The 16,948-nt window shown below is 37.8% G+C and carries 14 protein-coding genes; 7 read left to right on the top strand and 7 right to left on the bottom strand.

Annotated features, from left to right (window positions below; genetic code table 11):
• Nucleotides 1-111: 111 nt before the first annotated feature.
• On the bottom strand, nt 112-1,716 hold the full coding sequence (locus tag ACTJJF_RS16840; RefSeq protein ID WP_440700379.1) for a S8 family peptidase: 1,605 nt from the start codon (nt 1,714-1,716) through the stop codon (nt 112-114).
• 88 nt (nt 1,717-1,804) lie between these two features.
• Between ACTJJF_RS16840 and ACTJJF_RS16845 the strand changes: the two genes are divergently transcribed.
• From ACTJJF_RS16845 to ACTJJF_RS16860, 4 genes are all read left to right on the top strand, one after another.
• Nucleotides 1,805-2,929, top strand: a complete 1,125-nt coding sequence (locus ACTJJF_RS16845; RefSeq protein ID WP_065397319.1) for a DegT/DnrJ/EryC1/StrS family aminotransferase — start codon at nt 1,805-1,807, stop codon at nt 2,927-2,929.
• Nucleotides 2,929-3,372, top strand: a complete 444-nt coding sequence (locus tag ACTJJF_RS16850) for a hypothetical protein (protein WP_440700380.1) — start codon at nt 2,929-2,931, stop codon at nt 3,370-3,372. The genes ACTJJF_RS16845 and ACTJJF_RS16850 overlap by 1 nt, the downstream gene beginning before the upstream one ends.
• 5 nt (nt 3,373-3,377) lie before the next feature.
• Nucleotides 3,378-4,400 carry a UDP-glucose 4-epimerase GalE gene (galE, locus tag ACTJJF_RS16855; protein WP_312299368.1) on the top strand — a complete coding sequence of 341 codons (1,023 nt, stop codon included), beginning with the start codon at nt 3,378-3,380 and terminating at the stop codon, nt 4,398-4,400.
• A 123-nt stretch (nt 4,401-4,523) separates the two neighbouring features.
• The gene (locus ACTJJF_RS16860) at nt 4,524-4,976 is read left to right on the top strand and encodes an adenylyltransferase/cytidyltransferase family protein (protein ID WP_241330898.1); all 453 of its coding nucleotides are present in this window, start codon (nt 4,524-4,526) and stop codon (nt 4,974-4,976) included.
• 46 nt (nt 4,977-5,022) lie between these two features.
• Here the strand turns inward: ACTJJF_RS16860 and ACTJJF_RS16865 are convergent, their stop codons facing one another.
• From ACTJJF_RS16865 to pnuC, 5 genes are all read right to left on the bottom strand, one after another.
• Complete coding sequence (locus ACTJJF_RS16865; protein WP_440700381.1) at nt 5,023-7,629, bottom strand: TonB-dependent receptor domain-containing protein; 2,607 nt, start codon at nt 7,627-7,629, stop codon at nt 5,023-5,025.
• 132 nt (nt 7,630-7,761) lie between these two features.
• Nucleotides 7,762-8,787, bottom strand: coding sequence for an endolytic transglycosylase MltG (gene mltG / locus ACTJJF_RS16870; protein ID WP_065397324.1), 1,026 nt, complete (start codon nt 8,785-8,787; stop codon nt 7,762-7,764).
• 33 nt (nt 8,788-8,820) lie between these two features.
• Nucleotides 8,821-9,588: a diaminopimelate epimerase gene (gene dapF, locus ACTJJF_RS16875; protein WP_440700382.1), complete on the bottom strand. Its 768-nt coding sequence runs from the start codon at nt 9,586-9,588 to the stop codon at nt 8,821-8,823.
• 101 nt (nt 9,589-9,689) lie between these two features.
• Nucleotides 9,690-10,364, bottom strand: coding sequence for a hypothetical protein (locus tag ACTJJF_RS16880; RefSeq protein WP_440700383.1), 675 nt, complete (start codon nt 10,362-10,364; stop codon nt 9,690-9,692).
• Nucleotides 10,361-11,038 (bottom strand): nicotinamide riboside transporter PnuC, encoded by a 678-nt coding sequence (pnuC, locus tag ACTJJF_RS16885; RefSeq protein ID WP_312299352.1) that lies wholly within the window; start codon nt 11,036-11,038, stop codon nt 10,361-10,363. The genes ACTJJF_RS16880 and pnuC overlap by 4 nt, the downstream gene beginning before the upstream one ends.
• A gap of 164 nt (nt 11,039-11,202) precedes the next feature.
• On the opposite strand from pnuC, the gene ACTJJF_RS16890 reads away from it, so the two are divergent.
• The 3 genes from ACTJJF_RS16890 to hemN all read left to right on the top strand — a co-directional run bounded on the left by ACTJJF_RS16890 (nt 11,203) and on the right by hemN (nt 15,327).
• Complete coding sequence (locus ACTJJF_RS16890; protein WP_312299349.1) at nt 11,203-12,720, top strand: amino acid permease; 1,518 nt, start codon at nt 11,203-11,205, stop codon at nt 12,718-12,720.
• Between the two features lie 56 nt (nt 12,721-12,776).
• On the top strand, nt 12,777-13,790 hold the full coding sequence (locus ACTJJF_RS16895; protein WP_440700384.1) for a WD40/YVTN/BNR-like repeat-containing protein: 1,014 nt from the start codon (nt 12,777-12,779) through the stop codon (nt 13,788-13,790).
• A 178-nt stretch (nt 13,791-13,968) separates the two neighbouring features.
• Entirely contained in the window at nt 13,969-15,327 is a 1,359-nt protein-coding gene (gene hemN, locus ACTJJF_RS16900) for an oxygen-independent coproporphyrinogen III oxidase (protein WP_440700385.1), read from the top strand.
• A gap of 114 nt (nt 15,328-15,441) precedes the next feature.
• Here the strand turns inward: hemN and ACTJJF_RS16905 are convergent, their stop codons facing one another.
• Nucleotides 15,442-16,818 (bottom strand): PQQ-dependent sugar dehydrogenase, encoded by a 1,377-nt coding sequence (locus ACTJJF_RS16905; protein ID WP_440700386.1) that lies wholly within the window; start codon nt 16,816-16,818, stop codon nt 15,442-15,444.
• Nucleotides 16,819-16,948 lie beyond the last annotated feature (130 nt).

Here is a 16,948-nt window from a genome sequence, read left to right on the forward strand (position 1 = left end):
TTTATTAAAGATCCATCGGCTTTAACCAAAAATAGTAAACCTCTCGTCCATTAAACAAACGAAATACAATATCGGGGATTGTTCAGCTTGCTCAATAGACGAGAGAAAAAATTATTCTTTTATAAACTTTTCATAATGAACTTTATCCTGAGTCTGAATTTTCAGATAATATACTCCTTTTGCAAAGTCATCAACTTTTACAGCTTTCTGATTGCTGTTTTTTCTGATCAGCCTTCCCAGATTGTCATAAACTTCCAGAGATTTAATATCATTTTCTGATACTACGCTCAGAATATTTTTGACAGGATTAGGGTATAGTGCAAAACGGTCTTTTTTTACAACTTCAGAAGTGTTTAACACTGCGTTATACACGTTTCCGAAATTGAGAATACCAAATCCTGTCTGATCATTATGATTCGGATAAAGAGAAGCCGTTTGTCTCAGCCTTGCTCTGATCTGGTCCCGGTTCATTGTCGGGAAAGCCTGGATAAAGCATGCCACACCTCCTGCTGCAATCGGAGTAGAAATGGAAGTTCCGTTTACGATGGTAGTTGTATTATCATAAACCGTTGTGGTAAAGGTTCCCTGGGCACTTCCGTCCGGTTTTACCACTCCAAGGGAATTAGGCCCGTAAGAGGAAAAATCCGAAGCATTTCCTGCCGAATCCACAGAACCGATAGAGAAAACTTTGGCATTATCTGAAGGTGTGGTAAGATAATGCCATGGCTGTGTTCCTGAATTTCCTGTAGCAGCAAGCACAAAGATGCCTTTATTCGCTGCAATCTCCGCTCCACGGGCAATGAAGGAGGTACTCCCGTTCATATCTGCATAACTATAATTGTACCGGGTATCATCAAAAACATGATATCCGAGAGAGGAAGTAATAATATCTACACCTTTTCTGTCTGCTTCTTCAGCGGCTTCAATCCAGTAGAGCTCTTCTTCAGGGACTTCAACGGTAGCATTTTCACTGCGGTAAAGATAAAAATCAGCATCCGGTGCAGCTCCTACAAAGGTATTTTCAATGAAACCACCGATTGCTCCCAGTACTACGCTGCCATGAGGGCTCAGGGAAGTATTATAAATATCTCCGGTTTTCGCAACGAAATCATAAGCGGCCTTTATTTGATTGCCATTCCATAATCTTGAAAAAGCAGCCCCTGTATTCACGGTAGGGAATCCTGCATCAATGACAGCAATGGAGACTCCGGTTCCGGTATATCCTGCCAGATGAAGCGGACGTATATTCACCTGGTCGATCTGTGCGGAGCCTGAGCCGTAATTAAAATTGGTCAGAATTTTATTAAGACCTGTATCATCTTTCCATTTGCCGGGTGCTTTTTTTAGTCCCGTTGGATTGCCGTTTCTGGCAAAACTTTCCACGGAAAGTACAAAAGGCTGAGCCTGCAGCTGTGCTTTCTGCGCTGGAGTGGCATTTACCGCAGCACCATTGAGCCATTTGGAATAATCGGTAACCGTAAAACCTAAATTCTGTAAGTTCTGAAGGTATGACGGTTCAATAGGGGCATCCTGGTCATTGAGCGGAATTCCAAGTGCTGTACGTCTGTTGATCGATTTTTGAGAAAGTTCTGAGAGCGGATTGGCATAAAATGCTGCTTTATTGGGCTTGTCTGTGAAATAGACAAAAACAAGTTCAGTTTGTGCAGATACGCTGAGGTAACCTGTTAGGAAACAAAAGAGTAAAAGTTTTTTCATAAGATTAATTTGTATAAAGATAAAAACAAAATCAATAAAATTTTTGATAGGATATTAAATTCCTTATTTTTACAGAAATATTTGTTATATGAAAAAAATTCAGATGGTTGACTTGCAAAGTCAGTATTACAAAATAAAGAATGATGTAGACAATGCGGTTTTAAATGTAATGGATTCGGCGGCATTCATAAACGGTCCTGAAGTAAAGTCTTTCCAGAATGAATTGGAGTCTTATTTAGACGTAAAACATGTGATTCCTTGTGCCAATGGTACAGATGCATTACAGATTGCCCTGATGGCTTTGGATCTGAAAGAAGGAGACGAGATCATCACAGCAGATTTTACTTTTGCGGCTACGGTAGAAGTAATTCACCTGCTTAAATTAAAATCAGTACTGGTAGATGTGGATTATGATACTTTCACCATTTCTACGGAACAGATTAAAAAAGCAATTACGCCAAGAACAAAAGCGATCATTCCGGTACATATTTTTGGACAGTGTGCCAATATGGAAGAAATTTTGAAAATTGCTGAAGAGCACAATCTGTATGTTATCGAAGACAATGCTCAGGCAATCGGTTCAGAATATACATTCTCTGACGGAAGTGTAAAACAGGCCGGAACAATGGCCACTGTGGGAACAACCTCTTTCTTCCCGTCAAAAAACCTTGGATGCTACGGAGATGGTGGTGCAATCTTTACCAATAATGATGAATTAGCACACCGTTTAAGAGGGATTGTAAACCATGGAATGTACGAAAGATACTATCATGATGAGGTAGGTGTGAACTCCCGTTTAGACAGTATTCAGGCAGCTGTTTTAAGAAAAAAACTTCCACATCTTGATTCTTATAACGAAGCAAGAAGGAAAGCAGCAGATTATTATGATGAAGCATTCGCAGGAAATCCGAATATTCTTACTCCGAAAAGATCTGAAAACTCTACCCACGTATTCCACCAGTATACTTTAAGAATTCTGAATGGAAAGCGTAATGAACTTCAGAAATTTTTAACGGAAAAAGAAATTCCTGCAATGATCTACTATCCGGTTGCACTAAGAAAGCAGAAAGCTTACTTCCAGGAAAGCAACGCTGCAGACTTTGTGAATACAGACAAACTTCTGGATCAGGTGATTTCTTTACCGATGCATACGGAATTAGACGAAGAGCAGCTGAAGTATATTACGGATGCAGTGCTTGAGTTTATGAAATAATGAAAAATACCATATTTAAATATAGAATAATAGGAATTGTAATATTTGTATTCCAGTTGCTTTTATTTTTGTTTTTGTTTTTTGGCTTTGGTACTTACAGTTCTTTTTTAGAAATCAGTACAGAGAAAATTTTTTCAATAGAAAATTTGGTCTGTCTCTTTACTTTAACCATATTTATAAGTACATTTCTAAGCCTGACAGGTTTTTTATATAATAGCAGAAAAGTTATTCTATATTTAAATGTAAACTATATTTTAGTTTTATCGTTTTTTATTTTTGAGTATATAAAGCTTATGATAGAAACCTCGTTTGAGGAGGTTGATGTTTTAATATTATTTCTGATTTTTTCTATTACATCGGCCTTTCTTTTAATGACGAATATTTTTAAAAATAAAAAAGTACAATTTTTAGAATTAGAAGATATAGGAAAATACAAAGATTAAAAAAAATGGCAATACTTGTTACCGGAGGACTTGGATACATTGGTTCCCACACTGTAGTAGAACTTCTCAATAGCGGCTTTGAAGTGATTATTGTAGATGATTTATCCAACTCAGAAAGGTTTATTTTAAATAATATTGAGGAAATTACAGGCAAAAAGCCGGTTTTTTATCCTTTTGACCTCAGAAGAAAAGAGCTTCTCAGCCAGGTTTTTGATGCGCATCAAATTGAAGGGTGTCTCAATTTCGCCGCTTCTAAAGCAGTAGGAGAGAGTCAGCTGAAACCTGTGGATTATTATGAAAATAATTTATTCTCGCTCATCAATATTCTTCAGGAATTTAAAGAAAGGGAAATATCCAATTTTATTTTCAGCTCATCCTGTACGGTTTACGGGCAGGCAGACACAATGCCAATTGACGAAAATACACCTTTGAAAATGCCGGAAAGTGTGTATGGAAAGACCAAACAGATGGGAGAAGAAATTCTGATTGATTTTGCAAAGGCTTATCACCGAAAAATATCGTTACTGAGATACTTCAACCCTATTGGTGCGCACCCGTCTGCAAAGATCGGAGAATTGCCTTCGGGAATTCCTAATAATTTAGTACCTTACGTTATGCAAACGGCGGCAGGAATCCGTGAGAAACTAAGCGTATGGGGGAATGATTATGATACGGAAGACGGAACCCCGGTCCGTGATTATATCTATGTGGTTGATCTAGCAAAAGCGCACGTAGCAGCATTAAAAAAGCTAATGGAAGATCCATCTTCGGATACTGTGATCGATACTTATAACCTTGGAACAGGAAAAGGATCCTCAGTATTAGAGGTCATACAGGCATTTGAAGAGTCAAATGGAGTAGAAGTACCTTATCAGATCTGTGCCAGAAGAGAAGGGGATATTACCATCGCCTATGCCAACCCTCAGAAAGCCGAAAAAGAGCTTCACTGGAAATCTGAAACTTCACTGGAAGAATCTTTAAGAACAGGTTGGGAGTGGCAGAAGTACCTGAACACCAGGAATTCATAAAAACAGGAAAATTTAAAAACGACTATAAAAATAAATTACAAAATATTTTCCCTGAATCCCCGGTCTTTTATCCATTTAAAAGAATCTTTTTTCAGGTGAAGTTTTAAATAATTTTAAATTAATATGAAGACACAAAGAATAGGTATTACATTTTCCTCATTTGATTTATTACATGCAGGGCATATTAAAATGCTTGAAGAAGCTAAAACCGTATGTGATTATTTAATCGTAGGACTTCAGATTGATCCATCTCATGATCGTCCCAACAAAAATAAGCCGAGCCAGACGATTGTAGAGCGTTATATTCAGCTGAAAGCAGTAAATGCTGTAGATGAGATCATTCCTTATTATACAGAAGAAGACCTGCTGGATATTTTGAAATCCTTCGTTATTGATGTAAGAATCATCGGTGACGATTATATGGACAGAGACTTTACAGGAAAACAATACTGTGAAGAAAAAGGAATTGAAATCTTTTATAACAAAAGAGATCACAGGTTTTCCACCAGTGACCTGAGAAAAAGAATTTACGAAGCTGAAAAAGAGAAATACTCCAAAACAGAACAGGTAAAATAAGAACAATAAAAAATCCCGAAAATTAATTTTCGGGATTTTTTTTGTATTACATTGGACCGCCTTGCTGATCATCGCCTGCCTCATTGGCATTGATGTCTTTTTTCTTTTTAGGTTGTTCTATCTTTTCACCTTGCTTAAATCTGTAGGTTAATGAAATAGAAAACTGTCTTGGCTGCCACTGCATATAATTTCTACGGGTATAATCGCTATTGAAGCTATATACTTCTCTGCTTCTTGTATTGAAGATATCCTGGATATTGAAGGAAATTGTCCCGTCTCCTTTCCAGATGGTTTTGGAAGCTCCAAGGTTCAATGCATACATATCCTGTGTATCCTGGTTGGCAGATTTCTGTGCTCCTCTGTAGAATCCCTGTAATTGTACACTTAAAGTTTTATCAAGCTTGAAAGTCGTATTAAGACGGGCTCTTGTAGAAAAACCGCTTCCGGTAAAATTCATATTTCCTACTTTGGCATTACCATCCTTGTCCCTCGCATCATAATAAGCAATTCCGGTGGTTTTATATCCGAACATATCCAAACTACCCATTATTTTTAACCATGCAAAAGGATCATAAGTGAAGTTAAGGTCTAAACCATAACGGTCATCATTACCAAGGTTGATAGGTTTCGTATAGAACACACTCTTACTTTCATCCGGTCTGTATACAAGCATTTTGGTATCATCCGTAGCATGTCTGTAGTACAGGGTAGGGTTTACCATAAATTTCTTTCTGGTGATGTTATAACCTACCTCAAAAGAGTCTACATAAGACGGGTTCAGGTCAATATTCCCTTCAAAAATATTCTGGCTGTTGCTGTAATTAGGGAAAGGAACCATGAAGAATGATCTTGGCCTGTCAATTCTTCTGGAATAGTTAACCAAAATCTGATTGTTCTTAGATACATCGTAGCTTAAGAAAACACTCGGGAACAAATTGTTGTAATTCTTCGTTTTGTTCAGAGGTTCTTTTGCCGTGTTCTGGCTGATATAATTGATCTTAACATTCGAAATCTCATCTCTTAAACCTAACTGGTAGGCAAAATTTCCAATCTTACTTTTAAATTGCAGATAAAATGCATTGAACGTCTCTCTGTAATCAGTATTGTTATTAAAATCCGAAATAAAAGGATTGTTTGAAGTACTGCTTACAAAGTTATCATACTTATTGTCGTTGATGTCTAGTCTGTATCCTGCTTCCAGTTTAGATTTCTCACCTATTGGAAGTTCATAATCGGCTTTTCCTATAACAGTTTTGCTTACAGAATGTCTTCTGGTAACATCATGTATGTCTGGTAGCAGGTCATTTGTTTCCAGAATGTCTGCATTGTTGTTGCTTCTGTTTCTCTGTAAACTCATTGATACGGATAAATTCTGACCTTTATCATCAAATTTGTGATCCAATCCTACATCCCCCTGGAATGCAAGGTTGTTGAACACGCTTTTGGAATCTCTAAGCCCGAAAGGGTTTAACAGTTGCCAGGTTCCCGCTACATTGTTAGGATCAGAAGGATCTTTAAAGAAACGGTGAAAACTTTCTTCCGTATTCAGCAGTTCATTTCCATCCCCTTCAAACGTTCTTACCAAACCTGTTAAATTGATCGAAGTTTTTTCAGACAGATCATGTACAAAACCGGCACTTACATTATAATTTTTGTTATAGGTTTTATTCGTGGAATTTTGCAGCTGATGAAGAAGAACATCTTTAGGCTGTTCACCTTTTACGATGTTCGGGAAATTAATGCTGTGGTAAGTCGTTTCAGAATTATTTTTTGTTTTATTTTCAGTGTAACCGCCGCCGCCGTTCAGAAACCAGGTCCAGTTATTTTTTCTCCAGCTCAAATTGGTGTTAAGCGAGGTTCTCGGGAAATATCCCAAAGATCCTACAACACTACCATTGAATCCGACTTTCTTGCTTTTTTTAAGGATGATATTCAAAATCCCCGAAGTTCCGCTGGCTTCAAATTTAGAAGAAGGGTTGGTGATCACTTCAATTCTTTCAATCTGATCCGCCGGAATACTCTGCAAAGCATTGGCGCCGTCATCAATTCCCAGAAGGGCAGAAGGTTTCCCGTTGATCAGGAACTTTACATTGGTGCTTCCTCTCATAGAAACCGTTCCGTCAGTATCTACAGAAACCGAAGGAACATTTGTAAGGACATCCTGAAGGCTTCCCCCTTTACTTACAATATCCTGTGAAGGATCATATGTTTTTTTATCAAGCTCTACCTTATAAGGTTTTGCTGCAGATGCAGTAATAACGACTCCCTGAATCTCTTTGGTTTTGCCATCAATGGTAGTTGTAGCTTCAGGTTCTATAGATAATGCACCAATATTACCTGCTGTAGTAATATTTTTGCTGACCACACTTTTCTTGTAGTCAATAGCCTCTACTGTAATGTCGTAATCTCCGGGAGCAAGCTGAAGTTTGTACTGTCCCTTTTCGTCAGTAAGAACAGCGTCACTTAACGCAGTGTTGGCTTTATTGCTGAAAGTAACGGAGGCATAAGGAACCGGCTGGTTCTTCTTATTGACAATCGTTCCCGAAACACCTGCTTTTTCCTGGGCAAAAGCCATAGCCGCTGCCGAAAGTACTAAAGTAAGTCCTAAAGTTTTTCTGGTGAAAATATTGACAATTTCTGTCTTATTCTTCATAGGTTATTTTTTTGTATAAAATCGTGAAAGGATAACCCTTAATATTTTGGATTTTTATATTAGTTTGATTTCCAAAATATTATGATTTGTTTATTGTTTTTAGCTGTATAAAATTTTAGATGCCTGCTAAGCTTATTTTATATTCCTGGAGTTGAGCCAGTCCTGATAAGCTTTTGCATTTACAGCATGCTCTTCAGCACTTGCCGTAAACTTATGATATCCAAATCTTGCAGGATCGGCACACATGAATATATAATTGTTGTTTTCCGCATTCAAAACAGCATCTACCGAATTTTTATCCACCACACAGATCGGTCCCGGAGGAATGCCTGCATTAGCATAGGTGTTGTATGGCGATGGAGTAGACAGATGCTTATATAATACTCTTTTTATAGGTTCTTTAAAATTAGTCTGTTTGTTGATGGCATAAATCACCGTAGGATCAGACTGAAGCTTCATTCCTTTTCTGTAACGGTTCAGGTATAACCCGGCAATCGTTTTCATTTCATCTTTCTTACCTCCTGATTCTTTATAAACAATGGAAGCCAGTGCATAGATCTGATCTCTTGTAAGACCGGACTGCTGTTCCTTATTCTTTCTTTCACCCGTCCAGAAACTATTGTACTGATCTTCGAATTTTGCAAAAAATTCTCTTGGACTTACTGTCCAGAAAAAATTATACGTATCGATGAAAAAATATTTCTTTAAATCTTCAACATTTTTATACCCCTTCGCCTGGGCAACAACATCCAGATCATTTACGAAATGTAAAGAATCAATCTCCGTTTTTTTGCTCACCTTTCCAATCATCTGATACATATCTCCAAAATCTCCGATTCTGAAAGAATTAGCAGTCTGATTACCTGCTTTGATCATATTCACAAGGTCTGTATTTCCTGTTCCGCTTTTGATCTGGTAACGCCCCGCTTTGAAATTGGCAGGAAGACCTTTGTCCTTGGCTACCGCTTCAAAAGATTCCTTATCCTTAATATAAGGCGCAACAGAATCAAGAATCTGTTTGAAACCCGCATTGTGAGGGATCAGAACATAGCCTTCTTTTTCTACGTTATTCCCGAAATATTTATTATAAAATCTCAAACCAAAAAATCCTGCGACTACAAAAACCAGCAGAATGATAATGAGAATAGCTTTTTTCATTCTTATTAAATGTTGATTAAAAGTCTTTTTGTTTTAAAGAAGATCCGTTTTACCTCTAAAAACCTGCTTTGCAGGACCTTCCAACCATATATCATGGAAAGAATCACCGCTTTTTTCAGCATATACTTTAAGGTTGCCCCCTAAAGTTTTAACTTTTACAGAGGTTAGATGATGCTTTTGAAGAAAAGTTAAAGCGGAAGCCGTAACTCCTGTTCCGCAACTGTAAGTTTCGTCCTCAACGCCTCGTTCATAGGTTCTTACAAAAATCTCCTGATCCGAAATTTTTTCCACAAAGTTTACATTGATGCCTTTTTCCTTGTAATTTTCAGAATTTCTGATCCCATATCCTTCGTCATATACGTGAAAGTCTTTCAGGTTGTCTACATATTTTACATAATGAGGAGATCCGGTGTTCAGAACAAAATCATTTCCGTCGTGAGAAATCGTATCTACATTGATCATTTTCAGTTTAATGATTCCGTTGTGTACTTCTGCTTCATGTTCTCCGTCTATTGCCATGAACTTACATTTATCTTCAAAAATGTCCAGGAAAAAAGCAAAAGCTACCAGGCATCTTCCACCGTTTCCGCACATTGTACTCTCTCCGCCGTCAGAATTGTAGTAGACCATTTTAAAATCATAATCCGGATCATTTTCAAGCAGGATAAGTCCGTCAGCACCTATCCCAAAACGTCTGTCACATAGTTTTTCAATGATTGTTTTATCTTTTGGAAACTGAAGGTCACGGTTGTCTACCATCACAAAATCATTTCCTGTTCCCTGATATTTATAGAATTCCATACTTTTTTTTTGTCTAAATGAAGCAGCAAAATTAATATATTTAAAATGAAAAACGAACAGTGTTAACTGTTCGTTTCCTTATTTATAATCGTTTTATCTAATTATCTGAAGCCTCTTCCGTTGCTCTGTCTGTTGGCATCACTGCTTTGGCTGCTTGAGTTGTTTCTGAACCCGCTGGATGATGATTCTGATCTTGTACTGCTTTCGCTGTTTCTGAACCCGCCACTGTTTTGGTTTCTGAATCCGCTATTGTTTTGGTTGTTCTGAGAACCGCTGCTTTGATTTCTGAATCCGCTATTGCCGCTGCTGTTCTGATTTCTGAATCCGCCACTGTTTTGGTTATTCTGATTTCCCTGGTTTCCCTGGTTTCTGAACCCGCTGTTACTGTTGGAGTTTCTGTTATTATTGAATCCTCCGCTATTATTGTTATTGTAAGATCCGTTATTATTTCTGAAACCATTGTTAGGTCTCTGGGTGGTTATTGTAGAAGACCTTCTTTCCACATACACTTTTCTTCTGGAGTTGTTGTAACTATCATAATAGTAAGGAATACCATTATCATAATAATAATTAATATTATTTCTATAGTAATAGCCATCATTACCCCAATATCCACCGCTTCCATAATATCCGGAAGGGGCATAGTAATATCCGTTATTATAATAAGGATCACCATAACCATAGCCATTATTGGCGTATCCATCTGAATATGCTAAACAAGAAGTTAAACTGCTAATAGCAAAAATACTGAGTGCTATTTTTAATAAATTTTTCATGACTTTATTGTACTTTTTTCTTTAAAACTTTTTTTCCAATTGACGTATCCTAAGATAGCCATTATAGTAAATACCAAATATTGCACCGAAGTGATACCAAGTCCCTTAAAAATCATCATCGGGATGCAAATAAGATCTCCGATAATCCAGAAAATCCAGTTCTCAATGCGCTGTTTGGCCATAAACCACATTCCTGCTAAAAATATTGAAGTTGTGAAAACATCCATCCAATTGGCCCAGTCCAGATGATACAATCCAAGGTTGGCCCCTTCCATAGAAAACTGATTATCTATATAAGGTTTGTAGTAGTAAATAACTGTAACCAATACTAAACTGAGTACAAAAAGAATGCTCGCATACAGCCATTCTTTCTTTGTAGCCCATGTAACGTCTACATGTATATGATCTTCTGAGTTTTTTGCCCATAAAACCCAGCCATAGACACTCATGATCGTATAGTATACATTAATAAGACAGTCTCCCAGTAATCCGAAATTAAAAAGAATATATACATAGATCAGGGTAGAAATAATGCCGGTAGGATATACCCATATATTTTTTTTAATGGAAAAATATACGCTCAAAGTTCCGAAAACAGCACCTGCCGTTTCCAGTGCAATTTGTAAAGAATCGTAGCTTTCATAAGGCTTTACAAAAAGATCATATAAATTCATGCGATCAAAAATAAGCAAAAATATGGACTTTTTAAAATGAATTAAATAATGTCTTGTTCAGGTTTTTGATATATTAATGTAAAATAAATCATGAAAGTTTAACGATAAACGTGAGAGTTCCTAAATTTTTTATATTTTCGTGAATCCTTAATAAATAAAAAAACATGTCGAAAATTTGGGTTAAGAAGCCACTAAGTGCCTATGAGGCAGATATGAAGAAAAGTGAGCTGAAAAAAGTCCTTGGAAAATGGAGTTTAACAGCAATTGGAGTGGGTGCTATCATTGGTGGTGGAATCTTTGTTCTTACCGGAACCGGAGCCTATTACCATGCAGGTCCTGCACTTGCAATTTCCTTTATTATAGCAGGTATTGCCTGCGTTTTTGCAGCATTATGTTATGCAGAGTTTGCATCCATTATTCCTGTGGAAGGTTCAGCGTATGCTTATGCATATGGAACAGTAGGAGAGATTTTTGCCTGGGCAATGGGCTGGTGTCTCATTCTGGAGTATGCTATGGCCAGTATGGCGGTCTCGGTGAGCTGGTCCGGATATTTTAATAAATTTCTGAAAATATTCAATATTCACTTACCGGCTTATCTTACCTCAGACCCGGCAAGTTATACCGGTGACGGTTTCTCTATGAACCTGCCTGCATTTATCCTTGTTCTATTGATTACAGCTTTACTTGTAAAAGGAACTAAAGAAGCAGCGGGTGCCAATAACCTGATCGTTCTGATGAAAACTTCTGCAGTTATTTTCGTGATCATAGCCGGAGTTTATATTATCTTCTCCAATACTGACCTTTATAACGCTGTAGACGGAGTAAAAAACTGGAAGCCATTTATTCCTGATCAGATCAAGATCAAGAATTCTGAAGGCGATATGGTTTCTGCCTATGGTATCAAAGGAATCATCTCCGGAGCGGCTGCAATTTTCTTTGCCTATATCGGTTTTGATGCTGTTTCTACCCAGGCAGGGGAGGCGATTAATCCTAAAAAGGATGTGCCTTTTGCGATTATTGCTTCATTATTGATCTGTACTGCTTTGTATATCTGTGTATCTCTTGTATTGACAGGAATGATGCATTATACAGACTTTAATCCTGAAGGAAAATATCCTGATGCGATCAAAGCTCCTGTAGCCTACGCATTTGAAATTGCAGGAAAACATTGGGCAAGTAATGTGGTAACGATTGCTGCTACTGTAGGATTGATTTCTGTAGTAATGGTAATGATGATGGGACAGTCCAGAATCTTCATCGGTATGGCAAAAGACGGATTGATTCCTAAGTTCTTCGGTGAGCTTCACCCAAAAACAAAGACTCCTTATAAAGGAATTATTTTGTTAGGAATTGTAGTAGCGTTCATTGCAGCCTTTACGCCAATTTCTACTCTTGCGGATATGACAAGTTTCGGAACCCTGTTTGCATTTACACTGGTATGTATTGCTGTTTGGGTAATGAGAAAGAAAGAACCTGCATTGATCAGACCTTTTAAGGTTCCTGCTTATAAAGTGGTAGTAGCATTGGGAGTAGTAATCAATCTTTATCTGATTTTTAACTTAAGTGCCCACGCACTGGAACTTTCTGCTGTATGGTTATTCTTAGGTGGTTTAGTGTATTTCCTTTATGGAAAATCAAACAGTAAACTTAATAATCCTGAAAAATATAAAAACGTAGACTAAATCAATCAATATATAAACCGCTTCGGCGGTTTTTTTGTTCTTAAAAATATAAGCTTATGAAAAAAATACTCTCCATTATATTCCTTTCTGCAGGAATATGTGCATTTTCTCAACAGGTAGAAAATATTGAAACGATCCTTAATGATAAAATAAGCATCAGGGCGATTGAGCTTTATGATCATAAGGTCTGGTACAGTGGAACGGAAGCTAAATTCGGGTTTGTAGATCTTAAAGATTATAAAAACCAGAAGCAGATCAAACTTTCGGAAGAAAAGCTTGAGTTCCGTACCCTGGGTCAGAATAAAACGTCCTTCTATGCCATCAATATCGGAAGTCCGGGCCGTTTCTTTGCAATAGACAAAAAGGACATGAAGTCACAGGTTGTCTTTACAGATCCCTCTCAAACCGCTTTCTATGATGCTTTACATTTTGTGAACGATAAGCTGGGATATACCTTCAGTGATGCAGACAAAGATAATTTGCTGAAGCTTGCCGTATACAGAAATGGAAACTGGAGTATGCTGAAAAGTGATTTGAAACTGAATGAAGGCGAAGCCGCTTTTGCAGCCAGTAATACCAATATTTCTTCTACTCAGAAATACCTATGGATTGCAACAGGTGGTAAAGCCTCGAGAATCTTAAGAATGGATCTGAAAAATGAAAAAATTGAAGTATTCAATACCCCGTTTGTTCAGGGGGAATCTTCGCAGGGAATGTATTCCATCGATTTTTATGATGATCATTTCGGAATTGCGGTAGGAGGTGATTATACTAAGCAGGAAGCCAATATCAATAATATTGCAACCACCAATGATGGAGGTAAAACATGGCAGGTTCAGGCTTCAGGGCAGAATGCAGGATATACAACCTGTGTGAAAATCAAACCGGGCTCAAAAGGAAAAGAAATGATTGCTGTAGGTGACCGTCACATCAGTTATTCTTCAGATTTCGGAAAAACCTGGAAGAAGATTTCAGATGAAAAAGGTTTTTTTGTCTGTGAATGGATAGATGCCCATAGAATTGCAGTTGCGGGCAATGGAAAGATTTCAGTAGTGAAATTAAAATTTTAAATAATATGGATAGAAATTATCATTATTGAAGAAAGGTATTGATAATGCGTATTTAGACTCATTATAAAATAGAGCCTAATATAATTCATAGGTTATATTTCACAACTAATGGTTAATTTTGCAGGACGAAATTTTAATTATGTTAAATTTCATCATCTGATTAATTTAATTTTTCAAAATGAACTCTTTAATAGATAAATATAATATTCCCGGACCTCGTTACACTTCTTACCCTACCGTTCCTTACTGGGATGAAACTACATTCTCACCGGAACAATGGAAGGAGACCGTGATCAGGTCTTTTCATGAAACCAATGCGGAAGAGGGGATTTCTATTTATATCCATTTGCCTTTTTGTGAGGCGTTGTGTACATTCTGTGCATGTCATAAAAGAATAACGAAACAGCATAGCGTTGAAGTTCCTTATCTGGAAAGCGTATTAAAAGAATGGAAACTTTACCTGGAACTTTTCGATGAAAGGCCTAAACTGAAAGAGCTTCACCTGGGTGGCGGTACACCGACATTTTTCTCTCCTGAAAATTTAAAAACATTATTGGAAGGAATCTTTTCAACGGTAGATATTGCGGAACATCCTGAATTCTCTTTTGAAGGTCACCCGAATAACACTACAAAAGAACATCTTCAGACTTTGTATGACCTTGGTTTCAGAAGAGTAAGCTTTGGAGTACAGGATTACGACCCTAAAGTACAGAAAGCGATCAACAGAATCCAGCCTTTTGAGAACGTGAAAAACGTAACGGAATGGGCGAAGGAAATAGGTTACAGGGGAATCAGCCATGACCTGGTCTTCGGTCTTCCGCATCAGACCTGGGAGGCGATGGAACACACCATCAGAAAAACGATGGAACTGAAACCGGACCGACTTGCTTTCTATTCTTATGCACACGTTCCATGGGTGAAAGGTGTAGGACAAAGAGGATTTGATGAAAATGACCTTCCAAGCGGAGAAGAAAAGAGACGTTTGTATGAAGATGGTAAAAAACTGCTTCAGGATCTGGGATATATTGAGGTTGGAATGGACCATTTCTCTCTGGAACATGATGATTTATACCAGTCTTTGATTCATAAAAAACTTCACAGAAACTTCATGGGGTATACTTCAAGCAACACCCAACTGATGGTAGGACTGGGGATGTCAGCAATCTCAGATTCATGGTATGCTTTTGCCCAGAATGTAAAAACGGTGGAAGAATACCAGAAAATGGTGGAAGAGGGCCAGATTCCTGTAGTGAAGGGCCATGTGCTTAATGAAGAAGACCTGGTGGTAAGAAGACATATTCTTAACCTGATGTGCCAGCTTGAAACTACTTTCAATGAAACCAATTCATTCCCGGAACTTGAAAATGCATTAGATATGCTGAAAGAGATGGAAAATGACGGTTTAGTTGAAATCAATGGGCATGAAATAAAAATTACAGAAGCGGGAAGAGCCTTCACCAGAAATGTTGCAATGGTTTTCGACCTGAGAATGATGAGAAATAAACCGGAAACGAGGATTTTCTCCATGACGATATAAAACAAAAGCGGTTCAGTGTTGAGCCGCTTTTTTATTTGCTTTAAGATTTTAGTTGAAGTCTTACTGCTACTTAAAGCTAATCTATACAAAGGATAGCTGTCTGTATCAATTTTTTTATTTAATGACAATTTTCTGGCTATAAGATTTCAGATCACCGGATTTTACATTGATAAAATAAACACCGGAGGCTATTCCGGAAATATCAATGCTCTTTCCGCTGGTAATCTGACCGGTTTCCAGAACCTTTCTTCCCTCTGCACTGATGATTTCTGCCGTTACTTTTTTATCCTTTATCCCATCTATAAAGATTTCTTTGGAGGCTGGATTTGGATAGATCTTCACAGTTCCTAAAGGATCATTTTCCTTTGTTGATAGAGTTCCGGTTGTAATTTTAAAAATTTTCCCGCTATTCACTGCTGCTACATACAATTCTTTTTGTGAATCCTGTCCGAAAGTGGAGAAGTTATTCCCGCTGTACGCAGAAGTCCAGGTTATGGTATTGTTGCTGTCCAGAATTCCGATTTGTGTGGAGCAGTAATCTGCAAAGAAATATTTCCCCTGAAGAGACGGATATTGAGTTCCCCTGTAGACATACCCTCCTGTTATGGAGCATTTATTTCCGGAATGATCATACACTGCGATCGGGAATGTCATCGTAGACTGGGCGGGACATCCTGCTGTATTGTAAGCATTATTTCCTTCATAGCAGCGCCAGCCATAATTTATACCAGCCTGTGTAATGGGCATTTTGTTGATCTCTTCTATGTTTTCCTGGCCCACGTCAGCAATCATAGCGTTTCCTGTAGTAAGATCAAAGGAATACTTCCAGGCGTTTCTGAGACCGTAAGCCCATATTTCATCGGCTCCGTCTACACCAGCCCCGGCAAAAGGATTGTCAGGAGGGATGTTGTAAGGAGTGGGGTCAGTGGCATCTACATCAATCCGCAGCATTTTTCCCAGCAGTGAATTTTTATTTTGGGCATTATTGTTGGGGTCTCCGCCGCTTCCGCCGTCTCCTGTGATGATCCATAATTTTCCGTCAGGGGCAAAATGAATGCTTCCGCCATTATGATTGGAGAATGGTTTGGGAATATTCAGCAGGATCTTTTCAGAACCGGCATTGGCTACATTGGGATCTGTGGAGCTTACAGAGTATCTTGCCACGATAATATTTCCGGCAGGGTTGTTATAATACACAAAAAAATACCCGTTTACAGAGTACTGCGGGTGAAATGCAAGCCCTAGAAGCCCCCTTTCACCACCAAAAATAATTTTTGAAGAAATATTCAGAAAATTAGTGGCATTAATGGTCCCGTTAGGTTGAATAATCTTAATAATTCCGTTTTGCTGAACGACAAACAGACGGCTGTCATTAGCGTTTGTAATCTCTACGGGACTGGTCAGTCCGCTCACAAATTCTTCCAGATTAATGCTTTGGGCATTACCGATTAAGGAAGAAAAAATACTGATGCTAAAAAGTAGTTTTTTCATAATATTTTGATAGTTAAGGTGTTGAAATATGAATGAAAATTTTATACCAATCAGATTTTGCAGACTTTATGATGATACCGTCAAATAATTGTTAAATCTTAAATAGAAATCAGAATACCAATATATCTGA

It is taken from the genome of Chryseobacterium sp. 22458, assembly GCF_052044975.1.
GTDB lineage: Bacteria > Bacteroidota > Bacteroidia > Flavobacteriales > Weeksellaceae > Chryseobacterium.